This window comes from Geofilum sp. OHC36d9, assembly GCF_052400685.1.
Lineage (GTDB): Bacteria > Bacteroidota > Bacteroidia > Bacteroidales > Marinilabiliaceae > CAZHHH01.
In genome coordinates this window covers 80,045-97,924 of record NZ_JBQTGJ010000010.1, presented here as the reverse complement: position 1 = coordinate 97,924, position 17,880 = coordinate 80,045, and the positions used below count along the sequence as shown (strand labels likewise).

General features: G+C 40.4%; 16 protein-coding genes. 10 read left to right on the top strand and 6 right to left on the bottom strand.

The window, feature by feature from the left end; all coding sequences use genetic code 11:
- The 4 genes from ACT3CD_RS11420 to ACT3CD_RS11405 all read right to left on the bottom strand — a co-directional run bounded on the left by ACT3CD_RS11420 (window position 1) and on the right by ACT3CD_RS11405 (window position 2,744).
- On the bottom strand, window positions 1-183 hold the full coding sequence (locus ACT3CD_RS11420; protein ID WP_444645760.1) for a hypothetical protein: 183 nt from the start codon (window positions 181-183) through the stop codon (window positions 1-3).
- Between the two features lie 108 nt (window positions 184-291).
- On the bottom strand, window positions 292-1,341 hold the full coding sequence (locus tag ACT3CD_RS11415) for a BF3164 family lipoprotein (RefSeq protein WP_444645759.1): 1,050 nt from the start codon (window positions 1,339-1,341) through the stop codon (window positions 292-294).
- 70 nt (window positions 1,342-1,411) lie between these two features.
- Window positions 1,412-1,642, bottom strand: coding sequence for a hypothetical protein (locus tag ACT3CD_RS11410; RefSeq protein ID WP_444645758.1), 231 nt, complete (start codon window positions 1,640-1,642; stop codon window positions 1,412-1,414).
- 367 nt (window positions 1,643-2,009) lie between these two features.
- Window positions 2,010-2,744: a hypothetical protein gene (locus ACT3CD_RS11405; protein WP_444645757.1), complete on the bottom strand. Its 735-nt coding sequence runs from the start codon at window positions 2,742-2,744 to the stop codon at window positions 2,010-2,012.
- Between the two features lie 871 nt (window positions 2,745-3,615).
- Between ACT3CD_RS11405 and ACT3CD_RS11400 the strand changes: the two genes are divergently transcribed.
- The 5 genes from ACT3CD_RS11400 (at window position 3,616) to floA (ending at window position 10,458) form a co-directional block, all read left to right on the top strand.
- On the top strand, window positions 3,616-5,508 hold the full coding sequence (locus tag ACT3CD_RS11400) for a prolyl oligopeptidase family serine peptidase (RefSeq protein WP_444645756.1): 1,893 nt from the start codon (window positions 3,616-3,618) through the stop codon (window positions 5,506-5,508).
- 553 nt (window positions 5,509-6,061) lie between these two features.
- On the top strand, window positions 6,062-8,599 hold the full coding sequence (locus tag ACT3CD_RS11395) for a tetratricopeptide repeat protein (protein WP_444645755.1): 2,538 nt from the start codon (window positions 6,062-6,064) through the stop codon (window positions 8,597-8,599).
- A 120-nt stretch (window positions 8,600-8,719) separates the two neighbouring features.
- Window positions 8,720-8,995: an ATP-dependent Clp protease adaptor ClpS gene (locus tag ACT3CD_RS11390; RefSeq protein WP_444645754.1), complete on the top strand. Its 276-nt coding sequence runs from the start codon at window positions 8,720-8,722 to the stop codon at window positions 8,993-8,995.
- A gap of 8 nt (window positions 8,996-9,003) precedes the next feature.
- Window positions 9,004-9,465, top strand: coding sequence for an NfeD family protein (locus tag ACT3CD_RS11385; RefSeq protein WP_444645753.1), 462 nt, complete (start codon window positions 9,004-9,006; stop codon window positions 9,463-9,465).
- A 6-nt stretch (window positions 9,466-9,471) separates the two neighbouring features.
- Window positions 9,472-10,458: a flotillin-like protein FloA gene (gene floA, locus ACT3CD_RS11380; protein WP_444645752.1), complete on the top strand. Its 987-nt coding sequence runs from the start codon at window positions 9,472-9,474 to the stop codon at window positions 10,456-10,458.
- Between the two features lie 398 nt (window positions 10,459-10,856).
- Here floA and ACT3CD_RS11375 read toward each other — a convergent pair whose 3' ends face one another.
- Together ACT3CD_RS11375 and ACT3CD_RS11370 are read right to left on the bottom strand one after the other, a co-directional pair.
- Window positions 10,857-12,935 (bottom strand): prolyl oligopeptidase family serine peptidase, encoded by a 2,079-nt coding sequence (locus tag ACT3CD_RS11375; protein WP_444645751.1) that lies wholly within the window; start codon window positions 12,933-12,935, stop codon window positions 10,857-10,859.
- 303 nt (window positions 12,936-13,238) lie between these two features.
- Entirely contained in the window at window positions 13,239-13,673 is a 435-nt protein-coding gene (locus ACT3CD_RS11370; protein ID WP_444645750.1) for a hypothetical protein, read from the bottom strand.
- 87 nt (window positions 13,674-13,760) lie between these two features.
- Here ACT3CD_RS11370 and ACT3CD_RS11365 point away from each other — a divergent pair, with 87 nt between their 5' ends.
- The 5 genes from ACT3CD_RS11365 to ACT3CD_RS11345 all read left to right on the top strand — a co-directional run bounded on the left by ACT3CD_RS11365 (window position 13,761) and on the right by ACT3CD_RS11345 (window position 17,590).
- A complete protein-coding gene (locus ACT3CD_RS11365) occupies window positions 13,761-14,123 on the top strand; it encodes a hypothetical protein (protein WP_444645749.1) in 363 nt (120 codons plus the stop codon).
- A 15-nt stretch (window positions 14,124-14,138) separates the two neighbouring features.
- The gene (locus tag ACT3CD_RS11360) at window positions 14,139-14,984 is read left to right on the top strand and encodes a hypothetical protein (protein ID WP_444645748.1); all 846 of its coding nucleotides are present in this window, start codon (window positions 14,139-14,141) and stop codon (window positions 14,982-14,984) included.
- 23 nt (window positions 14,985-15,007) lie between these two features.
- Window positions 15,008-15,691, top strand: a complete 684-nt coding sequence (locus tag ACT3CD_RS11355) for a response regulator transcription factor (RefSeq protein ID WP_444645747.1) — start codon at window positions 15,008-15,010, stop codon at window positions 15,689-15,691.
- Between the two features lie 94 nt (window positions 15,692-15,785).
- A complete protein-coding gene (locus tag ACT3CD_RS11350) occupies window positions 15,786-17,093 on the top strand; it encodes a sensor histidine kinase (protein ID WP_444645746.1) in 1,308 nt (435 codons plus the stop codon).
- An 83-nt stretch (window positions 17,094-17,176) separates the two neighbouring features.
- Window positions 17,177-17,590 carry a hypothetical protein gene (locus ACT3CD_RS11345; RefSeq protein WP_444645745.1) on the top strand — a complete coding sequence of 138 codons (414 nt, stop codon included), beginning with the start codon at window positions 17,177-17,179 and terminating at the stop codon, window positions 17,588-17,590.
- Window positions 17,591-17,880 lie beyond the last annotated feature (290 nt).

Here is a 17,880-nt window from a genome sequence, read left to right as displayed (position 1 = left end):
TTAATACCCAGCTGCACCAGCATCCTGAGCGCTTACATCACATGTGCCTCCAGGAATATCACATACTGTTGTCGCACTAGGTCCATAACCATCAACAATATTCCCCTCATTTGTCGCTTGCGCCATCACCGCAATAGCATCCAGCGATACATCACCAGCATTATTTAATTGTAATACATTCATATTAAAAACTGTTGCAAGTGCAAAGAGCCCTGTTGTTATTGCAAAAATCAGTTAAATACGACTCTTTAAACCAAGCTAATAAAACTCAATTTACTTTTCTCAAAATATTTAATGATGAATTAGATCCCATTTTACCAGATCTAATTCTGAATTATCTGACAATGCAAAAGAATAAAGATGTCTGTCATCTGCTGTAACAATAAATGAAGAAATTTCATGATTAAGTTCATATTCACATTTCTTATTTAAGTCCCAATCATAGACATGAATTTTATTGCTTAAAAATACACCATTACCGTGTTCTTGATATGTTTTACCGGAATAAAGGATATAAATATATTTTACTGTAACTGAAATATCCAGAAATGCAAATCTGCTAGAACGTGATAGTCTATAAGGTTTACTTTTGTAATTAATTTCTGGCTGAAAACTAGGATTGTTTGTAACAATATCATAATCTCCCTTGTCATTGTATGTAATTATTTCAATTTGATCATATACCCTCCCGATATTCACAATCTTTTTTTGTGATGGATGATGTATGATGCCAGTTTGGAAAATATGCCCAGTGTTAAATTGATTCATATTGACATTAGGAATTGAATAAGTCCCAAAAATTGAATCAGTACCATTTTTAATATCTATGACAGCATATTTACCGTTTGAAAAGAAGCCTGTTGATAAAAATTGATTATCATTTTTTAATGGAATTACATTAGTGTGGATTAGAGCCTTCTTTTCTTCCCTAAGTTTTGCTATAATATTTATTACAGGATCTGATTTAGTTAGTATATCATTAATATTAATAGTGGCAATATTTTCTGTATTCAAAGTTTTAAAAGCGAATTTTCCTTTATACATAAATGTGTTAAATGGCGTTATAATTTCGTTTGGTCCTTTTCCCTTTTTACCAAATCTCTTTAAAAATTTTTTGTTTTTAATATCAAATACTGCAAAATAAAATCCGCCCACATCATCTGAAATAAAAAACAATGAGTCTGAAAGCATCAGTCTGCCTGGATTTCCAAATAAACTAGAATCTATTTCCACTATAGATGAATTAATATTATATTTTTTAATTTTTAACTCACCTGGAGTATTACATCCTATTAAAACGAAGAATAGAAATAAAAACACGAAATGGAAAAAATGTCTCATAATATAAGTCATTGTTTAAATAGCATACAGAAAATAAAAATTTTCTGTATGCTATTATATAAAAATCTAATTAAATAAAATACCCATTAGTTCTAAAGCCATCATCCCACTCACACACGTCCATACTATTGTTACAACAGGTGCCATCACTTCCTCCATATTCTGTAGCTGCTTGCGCCATCACCGCAATAGCATCCAACGATACATCGCCAGCATTATTTGATTGTAATACATTCATATTAAACACAGTTGCCACTGCAAATAACCCTGTTGCTACTGCAAAAATTATTTTCTTTTTCATCGTAACAAAAATTAATAATTAAAATTTAGCTATTGTGTTAATAGCTGTTGATTTAAAAATAATAATAAGATACCTCTGCCTTGCAGAAACGCCCTTCGCACGTGAGCTAAATCAGCTGCGATTTCTTTTTTAAATATTTATCTTTGTCACATTACCTCCTTTCTATTTTAGTTAGGGGAGTCCGAAGAGGAAGCGTGGGCCGGAGAGCACAGTGGCTTCCTCTTCTTTTTCCCAAAAATGTTCAGTTACCAGTTAGCAGTTAAGAGTTAGCGATTACCAGTCAGCAGTGTACTGTTTACTGTTCATTGTTCACTGACTACGTTTTTCATTTCTCTCATTATTTCTTTTGTTGCCGAAGACTCTACTTTTACATTGCTATTAAGTATTTCGCCAGCGGCTTGTTGGCTTTCTGGTGCCGGACGCTTTCGTTGTATAGTTTCGCCAACAAATATTTTGGATAAAAAAGTAAATATATCATTGTAGAAATAAAAGCTTCTTCGCAGGCTTCAACGGCACTGCCGTGAGCTCTAAAACACGATAAGAGTGCCTTAACATTTATTTTCAGAATTAAGAAAACGACGCATGCAACTGGTATGCCGAGATCTGCAAAACCGCAATTATAAAACGCGCCGACAATAGTGAATAATCCATGAAGAGAAACCCAAAAACCATACAGCTGCGTCAATCCTAAAGCTAAATGAAGCAGTGAAAAAATCATCCACAAAATCACAACACCATACAACAAGGTGGTTTTATCGGAAATGCTGCGAACAAACAGATAAACAACCAACCATAAACATATGGTAAAGAAATGTAACGAAAAATCGGTGAATGGGGAATTAAGTATAATGGCTTCGTTGATAAGAGACCAGCCACAGAAAAAAACAACTAGTAAATCGACAATGGTAAAATAAACCCTTTTCCTGAAAAGAAGTGAGAACACCAACAAAGGGATTGAAAACAATGCCACCACTTCAACGCCGCTTTGTTTGGCTGATATGAATCCCTCAAATAATTCGGCACCGACCAAAAATGAAGAACCCCAATAGGCGGCCAATAAAATTAGTTGGTAAAAAAGTATGGGACGAATTAAGGGTTGCATAAATAAATTTGCATAAAAGGGTTAACCGCCTCTATCCAACTTCAATATTTGGTTATAAACTTAACTGAAAAAAAGCAATTAAAAAATATTGAAAAGAAAATACACTTATTTAGTGCCTGTCCATAAAGTCGGGAGTTTGAGCTATAAAGTTCAAACTCAAGGCTTGCGCAGCTCGAAAAATGTGAGTTTACTCCCGTAAATGACCATTTTGAGAGCAAACGTAACGCAGAAGTTGGACTTTATAGACAGGCTCTATTTATTGTCAGCAATAAAACATCATTTTATAACGACACTCGCTTGCAAAATGGGACGGATAAAAACCAGCAATCGATAAGAATCATCATAGAGTAAAAACTTCCTATGCGCAAAACCGGGAGGAGACATTGAAAAAATTGTTACCCTCAGGTTAACATGATCAAAATTCCAATAAACAGGTTTATTTTCCGATTAAGTTAATCTCAAACTATGATTAAGCCCTTCGGGCTAATCGGATTCTCAATACTGAATGATACAACCGATAAAATATCAACAATTTTTCAAAAACATAAATGAACATGAATTTGAAGGGCACAACTTTCTGCATTGTTGCAAACAGGCAGGCACACTGCTCTCGCTAAACGCAAAATTGAGTAAAATTAAATTTTGCCGAAGCGGATCACAAACGCTATAGAAATAAAAACTTTAACGGGTAAAAAAAGAAAAAGCCCCATGGGGTTTGAGCACTAAAATGAAGAGTCTGTTTTTTACCGGACAATAATAATTTTAAAACAATTAAATTAAAAACTTGATATTGATTAAGTTATTATTCAAATTTGTTAATAATCTTAGCTTATGCTATTCGCAAAACTTTATTAAACTAAAAAAAGTTGTTATGAAAAATGTATTTCTAATTGCATTGGTGCTTGTTGTTTCACTAGCCTCGTGTGAACAAATGGAGCCCAAAGCTGACCCCGTTGCAGTAGAAGATTTTTTTAAAAATTCGGAAAAAACTTCTTTTGAGTTATCACCAAATGGTGAATACTTTTCGTATATGGCGCCCTATGAATCCCGGATGAATGTATTTATTCAAAAGATTGGCGAAGAAGGCGCGACTCGTATAACGTCTGAAGTTGATCGGGATATTGCCGGTTATTTATGGGCTAACAATAACAGAATTATATATTTAAAAGACACAGGAGGTGATGAAAACTTCCAATTATATGGTGTTAATATTGATGGTTCGGAGTTGGTTGGTTTAACTGTTTTTGAAGGCGTAAGAACTCAAATTATTGACGAACTGGAAGAACTGCCCGATGAGATTATGATTGGATTAAATAAAAGAAATCCAAGTGTTTTTGATCCCTATCGCTTAAATATTGTAACAGGTGAGATGGTTATGTTGGCCGAAAACCCTGGAAATTATTTGGGATGGATGACTGACCATGATGGTAAATTGAGAATTGCCATTGCTTCCGATGGCGTGAATCAGACTTATATGTATCGTAACACTGAAGCTGAAGAATTTACGCCCGTTATGTCACTTAATTTCAAAGAGACTTTAAATCCTTTATTCTTCACCTTCGACAATAAAAATGTTTATGCAACTTCTAATGTAGGACGCGATAAGGAAGCCATAGTACTTTTTGATATAGCCAACGCCAAAGAGCTGGATGTTATTTTCGAAACCGACGAAGCTGATGTCTCCGGTCTTTCATACTCTAAGAAGGAGAAAAAATTACAAGCTGCGTATTATTATACATCCAAACAACAGGTTCATTTTCTTGATGATGAGGCAAAAATGCTTTACGAGAAAGTCGAAGCTAAATTACCTGGTGTTGAAGTCCGTTTTGCCAGTGAAAATAAAGCGGAGGATAAATTTATGATTCGGACTTTTAGCGACAAAACGCGTGGTGAATATTACCTGTACGATAAAGCGACTGACAAATTAACTTTATTGGCAGAATTAAGTCCCTGGCTCGATGCTGAAAATATGTGTGATATGAAGCCCATTAGTTATACATCGCGCGATGGGTTGACGATACAGGGATATCTGACATTACCTAAAGGGTACAAAGCCCAGAATCTGCCGGTGGTGATTAATCCTCATGGTGGCCCATGGGCGCGTGATTATTGGGGGTTTAATCCTGAAATACAATTTTTAGCAAATAATGGTTATGCTGTTTTGCAGATGAATTATCGAGGTTCAACCGGTTTTGGACGTGCTTTTTGGGAGGCTTCGTTTAAACAATGGGGAAAAACCATGCAAGACGATATTTCCGATGGCGTAAAATGGTTGGTGGATGAAGGCATTGCTGATCCCGAAAGAGTTGCTATTTATGGTGGGAGTTATGGTGGGTATGCCACACTTGCCGGACTCTGCTTTAGTCCGGACTTATATGCCGCCGGTGTTGACTATGTGGGCGTTTCAAACTTATTTACTTTTATGAAAACCATCCCTCCATATTGGAAACCGATGTTGGATATGATGTACGAAATGGTTGGGAATCCTGAATCGGATAGTCTGTTGATGGCTGCTGCTTCGCCTGTTTATCATGTCGATAAAATTAAAGCGCCATTGTTTGTGGCTCAGGGGGCTAACGATCCGCGCGTAAATATCAATGAATCGGATCAGATCGTAAAGGCTTTAAAAGAGCGTGGTGTCGATGTGGAATACATGGTGAAGGATAACGAAGGTCATGGATTTCATAATGAGGAAAATCGTTTTGATTTTTATCGGGCCATGCTTACTTTTTTGAATGAGCATTTGTCTACAAGCGAAAACTAGAATACCATTAAATTGGGTAAAAGAGGCTTCCCTTTTCAGGGAGGCCTTTTTCTGTTAAACGCAGGCAACAAAGCTTCGGATAAATTGAATTTTTGAAGAAATATCGGCCAGAAACTCCCAACAAAAGCGAATTGCTATTTACACCGAAACATGGCTCATGGTTAAATATAATTGAGATGTCTGTCAGAAATAGAGCCGAAATTTCCTTCTGAATATCCGTGTAAAATCCAAAGAGGAATTGATTGAGAGAATTCACAAAGGCATTGAGGGAATAAATTAAGCGCCTGTTGATGAATGGAGATATAAACTGGATGAATAATAATGGTAATTTGAAAACACACTGCAATATACAGCAACCTTATATTTTTTAAGAAAAATTCACATTCCATCATCCCCATAAGTTGTCCTTATCACAAACCATGTTACAAATAAAAGAGGAATATATCTCATACTGGTTTCATCTGTTTCCATTAGTTTTTTCGCAACCTTTCACTAAATTTGAAGTCATTACTCATTGAGTTTTTCCGTAGACAAACAGGCTAAAAACAAAACCATGATCAAACAACGATTTATCATCCTTTTAATACTCATAATCACACTGCCAGCTGTCTTAATGGCCCAGCAACCCGTTACTACGGCCAATGGAGCTCTGGAACTATTTAACAGCGGAAAATACCGTGAAGCCAAAATGGCCTATCAACAGTTACTTACACACAACAATAAACACTATGCCTACAATTACTATTACGGCATTTCACTTTATTACCTCAAAGAAAACAACAGCGAAGCCATTCAACGTTTAAAGCTGGCAGCCGTCAAACCACCATCCAACGACGTCTATTTTTACCTGGGGCAGCTATACCAACGTGTCTACGAAAACCAACTGGCTATTTCGCAGTATGAAACATTTTTAAAAAAGACCGGAAGTAACGACCCTCGTACCGAAATAGCCCAACGCGCCATCAGCGACTGTCAAACGGCAAATACGCTTATTAACAAACACTTTGAGATAAAAGTATTAAAAAAAGATACCGTCGACCGGACGCAACTTCTTAATTACTATGCCCTGTCAAAAGATGCCGGTCAACTGATGAAAGCGGCCGATTTCTTTAAAATTGGCGTTGGCGAAGAAAGCATCATTTTTAAAACCGAACGGGGCAACCAGGTTTTCTTCCCGCTTCAGGGAAAAGAGAAAACATACGATCTGTATAAAGTTGTCAAACTACTGGATTCGTGGACCGACGCCGACTTACTTAAGGGAGCGGTTAACAGCCCCTACAACGACCTGTACCCCTTTATGCTGATCGATGGCACCACTCTTTATTTTGCATCTGACAGACCCGGAGGGATGGGTGGACTCGACATATACCAATCGTTTTGGGATCCCGAAAGCGGCACATTCTCTGAACCCGCCAACCTCGGCCCGCCATTTAATTCGCCCGATGACGACTTCCTTCTGGTTCCCGACGAATTTGAAGGTAAAGCATGGTTTGCCACCAACCGCGGCGTGACCTCCGACAAAGTTATCGTGGTTGAAATTGTATGGGATAACAACGTCATCAGGTCATTCACTCAGGACGTCAATCAAATTAAAACATTAGCCGATTTACCCCTTTCGGCCGATGCAAACACTAAAAGCAGTACAACACTGTATGCAGCCAGGCATTCGGCGCAAAAAAATTCACCCAGTACACCATCGTTTCAGTTTCAGATCAATGACACTCTTATTTATACCAGCTACAATCAATTCCAAAACCCGGAAGCCTTGAGTCTTTTCAAAAAAGGCCAGACCGAAGAGTTAAAAAAAGACAGCCTCCAGAACCTCATGAGCCAAAAACGTAAACTTTACGCCCAAAGCTATGACCAAAAGGAACTACAGAAATTGATTGATGAAATAGTGGTACTCGAGAAGCAAACATACGGACAGGAGGATATGATAAAAAGTTATTACTTCACTGCCCGAACCAAAGAATTATCTTTTATCAGACAAAAGATAACGGAAGGCAACTATCACCCATCAACCACACAAACAAGCACACCAAAACAAACAACGACAAAACCGGAAGCCCAAATGTTGCTGAACTCACTTAAAAAAAGTGATCTCACGTTCTACACCGATGAGGCCTTTATTCAACGCAGACAAAAAGTTGAACCCGTTTACAAACGTTTTTTTAACCCGACTCAGGTCAACGAACTGCTCTGCACTGATTCGCTTTATGTATGGGCCAATATTTTGTCGCTCGAAGCTGCCAGAACTCTGGAAGAGACACACACTTCCGCGCCTCAATCCAACGCCTCACTAAAAGACAAACTACTTAACAGCAGCGAGCTTGAAGAACAAGAAAACCAAAGAATCAAAATGCTCATTGAGAAGTCTCGATCCTATAAAATCAGTTCACTCGACCTATACGAGCAGGCGCTGGACCAAAAATTTGCGATCTACTATCCGGTTGTTGAAGAGTATGGCTCCACATCTCAAAACCCGGGCAACCAGGATGTTTTAAACAAAACCAGAACCATATATAAAGAAGCACACTCTAATCTGCGCAACATACAGGGCTACAACCCGGAAAAAACAGAACGCCTGTTAGCCCTAAAGCGGATGAGTGTTGACATGCTCGAATCATCTTTGTTACACCAGATGCAAGGCATTAAAACGCCGGCAGAAACCGCAAATGCACCAACAACAAGTACGCGGTTTACAGATCAACAAAGTGGTAAGGTTCAGCCCAGCTATCAAACCATCCAACGTAATAACAACCGCTTGTCGGCACCAGCTACGGCCCCGTCAACGGCTCAAAAACAGATCGAAAAACCGGTTTACCAAAAGGAAATGCCCGTTTATAAAATTCAGATAGGCGTCTTCAAAAATGAACCCAATGCGGCGGCAATAGCCAAAATACCAGCTGTAAGCAGTCTGGAATTGCCAGATCGCAATTTGCGTAAATATTACACCGGAAACTGGAATTCGTATGAAGAAGCCAGTAACAACGTGCAGAGTGTACGTGAGGCCGGCTTCCCCGGTGCTTTTGTCGTCGCATTCCTGAACAATCAACCCATTTCACTCGAAGAGGCCCGGAAAATGAAATGACAAACGTCTGTTTTTTTAAAAACAAATAGTTATCTTACAACCTGATTAATCCAACTTATCGATATTTCAACTATATTCGTTCGATAAATTCCGAAGCCTATAAGGATTAAAAAGATTGAAATGGTACCTTACGACAAAAGAAGCGAAAAAGGAAATGCTGGACAATCGTCTTTTGAAGAAAGATTATTAGTCCTTCATAACGATGAAATCAACACATTTGATCATGTTATCAGCACCCTTCAGAACATTTGCGAGCATGATAATATACAAGCCGAACAGTGCGCATTATTAACACATTTCAAAGGGAGCTGTGAAATAAAAAAGGGAGCTCTATACGAATTGGAAGAGCTGCGTTATTTATTGGCGGAGAAATCATTAAGTGTTACAATCGATTAATAGATTTTATGACCGTTATTATACTACTAATAGTAACCGGAATTATTTTACTGATACTGGAATTATTTGTATTTCCAGGCATTACCATTTCCGGTGTGGGAGGTGTACTGATGGTTGGAAGTGCTGTTTATATTGCTTACAGCACTTTTGGTATAACCACAGGTAACATCACGCTATTTTCAGCGCTTTTCATTTCAGCTGTGATGCTGGCATTGGCATTCAGAGCAAAAACGTGGAATCGTTTCATGCTAAAAACTGAAGTCAGCAGCACCGTTGAGTCTACAACGCAAATACCCGTTCAACCGGGCGACAAAGGCATTACAATCACCCGGCTTAATCCTGTCGGAAAAATTCGCATTAACGAAATAGATATTGAAGGGCGTTGCCCCGATCAATTCATTGACCCTGAGACGGAAGTTGAAGTGGTAAAAATTTTTAAGACTTACATTATTGTTAAACCCGTAAAGTAATTCATTATGGAAAATTTCGGAACCCTTGGATTAATAGCGATTATAATCGTTCTATTCTTCATGTTCCTATATTATGTTCCGGTACTGTTATGGTTCTCTGCATTGGTAACAGGGGTTCATACCTCACTGATACAGTTAATCTTAATGCGCATCCGGAAAGTTCCGCCCACCGTAATTGTCCGGGCACTCATCGAAGCACATAAAGCTGGTCTGCATGACATAAAGCGCGACGAATTAGAAGCCCACTATCTGGCTGGCGGTCATATCGAAAAGGTGGTACACGCACTGGTATCTGCCTCCAAAGCCAATATCGATTTATCGTTTCAGATGGCAACAGCCATTGACCTGGCAGGTCGTGATGTTTTTGAAGCCGTTCAGATGTCGGTTAATCCCAAAGTCATTGACACCCCACCGGTCGCCGCAGTGGCCAAAGATGGGATTCAGCTGATAGCCAAAGCCCGCGTTACGGTACGTGCCAGCATCAAACAGTTAGTAGGTGGTGCCGGTGAAGAAACAGTTCTGGCCCGTGTTGGCGAAGGCATTGTTTCGTCTATCGGTTCATCCAAATCGCATAAAGAAGTGCTTGAGAATCCCGACTCCATATCAAAAGTGGTTTTGGCCAAAGGACTGGATGCCGGTACAGCATTCGAAATCCTGTCTATTGATATAGCCGATATCGACATCGGTAAAAATATAGGCGCCGAGTTGCAGATGGATCAGGCCGAAGCCGATAAGAACATCGCTCAGGCCAAGGCCGAAGAACGTCGTGCCATGGCCGTTGCCAACGAGCAGGAAATGAAAGCCAAAGCTCAGGAAGCACGGGCCAACGTTATTCAGGCCGAAGCTGAAATTCCAATGGCTATCGCCGATGCGTTTAGAAGTGGAAATCTTGGCGTCATGGATTATGTCAAATATCGCAACATTGAAGCTGACACAGCCATGCGCGATTCCATCGCCAAACCAGGCTCCAATAAAGGAAAAGAAAACAAATAGCTTTTCAGGCTCACAAAAATAAAGCTGTCACAAAAAAACAAAAGTGAATACTTCACGCTGTTCGTTTGTGACAGTTTTTTTATACCACCCACCCGGCACTTTATTGTCGCTAATGAGTTTCTATTCACAACGTCAAAAACTTAAGCCGGCAAGTTCATATTCACAGCTTTTGCACCCTGAAAATTCACTTTTACTGGTGTAAATAACCATTTAGAAAACAAGCGTAACGCAGAAGTTGAAATTTATCCAGCCCATTTCTTTTCCCTAATAAATAGAAACCGCCACCATTCAGTACAAAAGGCTTAATGTCGGGACAAGAAGAATATGACACCAACAAAAAAGGCGGCTTGTTCAGTTAATAACTGAACAAGCCGCCTTTTTACTTACCTATCCACCGGCTATTTCAGCCAGGTATCTAACCATTTAAAGAACTCACGTTGCCATAAGATGCCATTTTGCGGCGTTAAAACCCAGTGACTCTCTTCCGGAAAGAACAAAAAACGAGCCGGTATATTACGGATTTTAGCGGCATTATATGCAGCCATGCCTTGTGTATAAGGAATCCTGAAATCATTGCCACCATGTATAACCATAATAGGCGTATCCCATTTATCAACAAATCGGTGTGGTGAATAATCGTAGGTTTTACCAGGCTTATCCCAATAAGGCCCTTTTAAATCCCAATCCACAAAAAACATCTCCTCGGTAGTGGTGTACATCATATCAAGATTAAAAATACCGCAGTGCGCAATAAAGGTCTTAAATCGCTTCTGATGATTACCAGCCAGCCAGTATACCGAGAATCCGCCATAACTGGCTCCAACGGCTCCCAGACGATCTTCGTCAACAAACGGCTCTTTGGCCAGAGCATCAATGGCTGTTAAATAATCCTGCATATTCTGACCACCGTAATCACCACTGATCTGCTCATTCCACTCGGTACCAAAGCCCGGGAGTCCCCGCCGATTGGGTGCCACCACAATATAATCATTAGCCGCCATCATCTGGAAATTCCATCGGGTTGACCAAAACTGGTTTAGGTCGCTCTGTGGACCACCCTGACAATAAAGTAAAGCCGGATATTTTTTATGGGCGTCAAAATGCGGCGGATAGATGACCCAAACCAACATTTGCTTTTGATCGGTGGTCGTCACCCATCGCTTTTCAACCTTTCCCATTGTCAATTGATCCAAAACCGGACCATTGATATTTGACAGATTCACAGACTGACCTTCCCGCAAGTCGATACGATAAATCTCTGAAGGACTGCTCATACTTGTCCGGGTGGCAATTAATGCCTCCCCTGTATGGTGAACCACGCTCATATTATGAGTCCCGGAAGTGGTTTTATCAATACTGCCGGTGGCCAGATTCAATAAATAAATCTGCTCCGTGGCTTCCACATTCGAGCTAAACCAAATAAAATTACCGCTCACATCCCAAACCGGATGACTCACATTGTGATCAAATGACGTTGTCATATCCGTGATTTTGCCGGATTCCAGATCAAGAATCATCAAACGGTTTTTGTCGGCTTCATACCCATCACGTGCCATACTTTCAAATGCCATACGCGAACCATCCGGCGAAAATACCGGATTCATATCATATCCCGGCATACCCTGCGTCAGGTTGGTGGTTGTATTGTCGGTGAGATGATAAAGATAAATATCTGAATTGGTTGAAAAAGCGGCTGCACGGCCTACCAGCTTCTTACAGGTATATGCCAGTTGCTGACCGTCGTTGGTCCAGGCCACCTGTTCCATTCCGCCAAAAGGTTTCATGGGACTGTGAAACCGCTCGCCACTCATAATATCAACTCCCGTATCAAACGAACCTTCAGGTTGATAAGCAGCCACAAAAATATGACTGTACGTATAATCACTCCAACTATCCCAATGCCGGTACATCAAATCATTTTCAATACGGGCATTAGCCTTGGGCAAATCAGGATAAATATCATTTGGCGTATCATCCAGCTTAACCGTTTTAGAATAGGCTATATGTTTCATATCCGGGGCATACAGATAGCCCGATATTCCACCCTTAACATTAGAAACCTGACGCGCCTCCGAACCATCGGCGTTCATCTCCCACAATTGCAGGTCACCCGACTCCTTACTCAAATACGTAATTTTAAGTCCGTCGGGCCGCCAACCCACTTGCGATTCGTTTTGATTGGTCCGGGTCACCCGAGAAGCATCCCCACCTTTCACCGCAACAGTATATATATCAGTATAATTGCGGTTTTCATCAATATTAGAATAGGTTACCGTGTAAACGATCGTGGTTTGATCGGGCGAAACAGCCATATTACCCAAACGACCGAAGGACCAAAGCACTTCCGGCGTCATACGGTCTGAAGTCAATTTTAAATCACGATTACTGAAAGAATCACCGGCAGCATCATCCGGCTTTGAATTACATGCAGAAGTTAATAACATCAGAAGAAAAAAAATTAAGAGTTGATTTTTCATGCCATTGCGCTTTTTATAATATGGATCTAAAAAAACAGGTTGTATTAAAGTTGATAAAAATAACCAATTTTATCAGAAAGTGTAACCGGTAACCAAAAAGACCCCGCCAATTCATTAATAAGAATTTTTACTTTCTGCTTATGAAGCGTATTAAGCTGCCAAGTGATACAATAGAGTGTTTGTCTGTAAAGAGAACTTCTTCGTTATGCTTGCCCTAAAAACAGTCTTTGACCAAAAGTAAACTGACTTCCTCCTCCTCCATGCAAAAAAGAATCAAAACAATTATGCAACAATCCGTTATTATTAGGGCATTTGGGTAACTTCCAGACACTTGCGCCCCTTGGGGCAGGTCACTATCCCCAAGGGGAGAAGCCCGTGCCCCATGGGGATGATCATGCGCCCCTTAGGGAGAACCATACGCCCCTTAGGGAGAACCTTGCGCCCCTTGGGGAGAACCTTGCGCCCCTTGGGGATGATCATGCGCCCCTTGGGGAGAGCCTTGCGCCCCTTGGGGATGATCATGCGCCCCTTGGGGAGAACCTTGCGCCCCTTGAGAATGATCGTGTGCCCCTTGGGGAGAACCTTGCGCCCCTTGAGAATGATCGTGTGCCCCTTGGGGAGAGCCTTGCGCCCCTTGGGGATGATCATGCGCCCCTTGGGGAGAACCTTGCTGTCCATGCACAGAATGCGCCCCAATGGTATGCTAAACGTCCTGATTTTGATTGACGTGCTATTCAACCAATCCTAAACTTCATTTTATCTTCATAATTAAATGTCTACTTTTGAATTACCGATGCCCTAATGCAGATAATAAAACTCAATTCAATGAAAACTTCAATAATAAGCGGACTCTTACTACTGTTAGCCCTGTTGACCGGCAGCATTGTTAGCGCCCAAAGTCAATCGCCGGAGAAGACCTCAACCAGTCAAAAGGATGAAACATCTGTTGAAACAACAACATCGGATGACCAAACCGATGGCGATGAAACAGATGATGACAAAACATCCACCAACACCGAAACACAAAAAACGCAAAAAACACAAAAAGTAAAAGAGATCAGGCAAACGCAAGGCGCTCGTCCGAACCTAAACAGAGGAACCGGGGCGCGTCCCAAAATACAGCGTCCATCGGGTCGTCCGGCAGGAGCCGGGAAACCACAGGGTGCGGGCCGTTCAGGTAAAAAATAAACAAAAGCATTAAACATGTTTCGAATATTAAAGATATCAGTTCCAATGCTTCTTTGGGGTTTAAACTGCGCCTTTTCAGCATATTCACAAAACACCGAAGCAACGGTAGATTCATTAGCCCAAACGGCGGAATCAAAACATGCTTTTTATGTGAGCCTGGGGACAGGCAGTAATATGTTGTACATGGGATCGACGTTAAACGAACAAAGCAGTTATCTTTCGGCCCAGGGCATATACAGTTACAACAAAGAATTGATGGTAGCTGCTTCGGTCTATCACTTACCCGGCGTTAACCCCTCTATTGCCTTCTACGATATGTCGGTTGGCTACAGCAAGATTATCAATAAAACCTTTGACGGCAGCCTGTATTTATCAGGTTATTTTACGGCCGATGAGTTGCAGGCTACCTACTTCAGCAATTTCTGGTATCTGACACTCAGTGGCGGTATCGACTGGAACATACTTTATTCTCAACTGGTTTACAGCAAAATATTAGATAACGAAGGCTATTATCTGCAACTCATCAACTCTCATTATTTTGCCACCAACGACTTCCTAAAAGGAAACGCCTTTATTGATTTCAATCCTGCAGCCAATTTGGTAATGGGCAACCAATACTCGGTTGAAACAGCAAGCAGCAATACAGGCTCCGGCACAGGGAATGGTGAAACAGAGCCGGTCTATTCCTCTTCATTTGGTTTATTAGATATAGAAATATCCATCGCCACAGGGTTTAACATTAAAAATTTCACCTTCGAAGTTGAACCACTGTATTATATACCACTGTACGACAATCCCGATTATTCGTCATCGCCCGAAATGGCACTTTTTATTAATGCCTATTGGAAAATAGGCCGGTAAAGCCCTTACAAAAGCATCCTGATATGAACGCATTAATCATTGAAGACGAAAAAAACCTGGCCAACGAAATAGGCGATTTTCTGAATAAGGAACACATCATTAGCGACATCGCCAACACAGGCAAAGAAGCCTCCGAGATGCTGGCCGTGAATCTCTACGATTTTGTATTGCTTGATTTAGGATTACCCGATTATGATGGACTCGATTTGCTGCGCGAAGCTAAAAAACTAAATGTAGATGCGGCCTTTATCATCATAACGGCCCGTGGGGCCATTGCAGACAGGATTACAGGCCTCGACACCGGCGCCGACGACTATCTGCCCAAGCCTTTTGCGCTGGCCGAATTATACGCCAGAATGCAGGCGGTTGCCCGAAGAAAATTCAAAGTTGAAACACCTGAAATAAATGCCGGCGACTTTATTATCAATTTGCAGGCCCGCAAAGTGATGTTTAACAACATCGAAGTAGAGCTCACTAAAAAAGAATACGACCTATTGCAATATTTACTGCTGAATAAAAATAAAGTACTGTCCCGCATCCAGCTCTACGAACATATCTGGGGCAATATTCTCGACGACCAGTACGACAGTAATTTCATTGATGTTCACATAAAAAATCTACGAAAAAAACTGGGTCAATATCAGTCGGCTGACTGGCTGGAAACGGTCCGGGGCATTGGATACAAAGCCGTGATACAGAAAGACTGAGATCAAAAAACATGAAGCACCATTATTGGCAAACCGAAACAATAATCTTTTTGTGGAAACTTCATAATGCAAAGAAGAACCAAATGATATGCGGATGAAACTCCAAGTCAAACTGACCATCGTAAACCTACTTTTCAAAATCCTTTTTGTTGGGGCTTTCTTCATTCTGATGCCTCAAATAATAATGCGCATCAACATATACCAAACCGATAACGAACTTATTGACAAACGGGAAAAAATGATGGATATCATTTCGCAAATCGGTGCTGAACCATTTCTTAATTCCGACTCAGGCAACATCTATGGCAGTTACAATATTCTCAAAGAAGAATTCATCAGTCTGGAACACTTAAAATCCAATGAATTCTGGAATTTCATCGAAGTCACTCAACGACAAATAGAAGGCGAAATTATCGATTACCGGGTTCTCAATTATTCGTTTATAGCCAATGATGAAATGTTCCTGCTTGAAATAGGGAAAAGTTTAAGCAGCATTCAGCAAACCGAGCATAATATAAAACGAATAACCATTGGGTTTTTAATTATCTTCCTGTTAATATCAGTCATTTGGGAATTTTCATTTTACAAAATAATCCTTCGCCCCCTCAATCTGATTATCCGAAAAATTAAGCAGTCGCCAAATGCCAAATCCTTTGACCGAACACCTGTAAAAACAAACACATCGGACTTTCGAACGCTCGACGCGACGTTGATACAACTCATGAATCAAATCGAACTTTTATTCGAAAAAGAAAAAGAAATAACACAAAATATTTCGCATGAATTGCTAACGCCCATCTCTGTTTTACGCGGGAAACTAGAAAATATGCTTCGGCAAGAAGCATTAAACAAAACAGAGACAATAAAAATAGAGGAATCGCTGGCCACCCTTTTCAGACTAAAAACACTGGTCAATTCGTTTCTTTTAATCGCCCGCATCGAAAGCGATCAATTTATCAAGGAAGAATCCGTTTCGATCCATGACATTATTAACAACATTGTAGAAGAACTCAACTTTCTTGCAGCCGACAAGCAAATCGAACTCACCAGCAGCATTCCGTCGCAAATACATCTAACCCCGGGTAATCCGTCGCTTATCTTCACGATGTTTTACAATATCGTTAACAACGCCATAAAATACTCGCCCCAAAATAGCCGGATACGCATTTCTGCAACAATCAAAAATCAATCTACCGTAATAACCATCGAAGACGAAGCCGGGGGTATTTCGGATGATGTTCTGGCACATTTATTTACCCGCTTCGGAAGAAAAATAACCCAAAACAATGGAGGAAATGGAATTGGCCTTGCTATCACAAAAGCAATTGCCGATTTCCACCATATACAAATAAAAGTCAATTCACAACCCGGAAAAGGCACTCAATTTCAATTTATTTTCTGATTTTTTCTATCCTGCCCCATTTTTTCATAATTCCTTCATCATTAGCATAGTAGATTTGAACTAACAATTAAAATCAATAAACTATGAAAGAAAAATTTTTACTGGCAACCCTGGTGCTGATAAGCACCGTTGCCGTAGCTCAGGAACCACAACAAGTTCAAACCCGTCAGCAGACTCAGGAGCAAGTGGAACAAACCACCCAAACACAGGAGATGACCCAACAGAGCTTACAGACACAAACACGTGAGCAAAGTAAAACCGGGCAAACCGAAGCAAAACAACAAAATCGTTTGGAGAAAAAGGAAGCCCGTCAGGAAAAACAACAAACCAAAACTCAGGCCCGCAACACCAACACCACAAAAAAAATGCAGGGAACCAATGGTGTATCCAACGCTGCACGAGCCAGAACAAAAATGCAACAAAGCGACCAACAAAAAATGAAAAAACAAACGAGTGCCGCTGCTGCTGCATCCAAACAACGAAAAGGGGGCAAATAAAATCCCCCGGTAAATAACACAATTGCACACATCTCAAAGACATGAAGAATCGGTTAAGAATGCCTTCATTTAGTAAACAAAGGGGTTCAAATCAGGGGACGATTCTTCATGTTCTTTTTAAATGCCTGGTAAAAAAACGGAATATCAAAACATAATATTCAGATTTCCATCTTTTACCATCCTCCAATTTCCGTTTTAAAATAAAGACAGGACGTTCTTTAACACTTCCCTGTCATGGCAGATGCTAAAATCTTGAAAAGAATACCAGCAAACCATATTCGAATACCCTA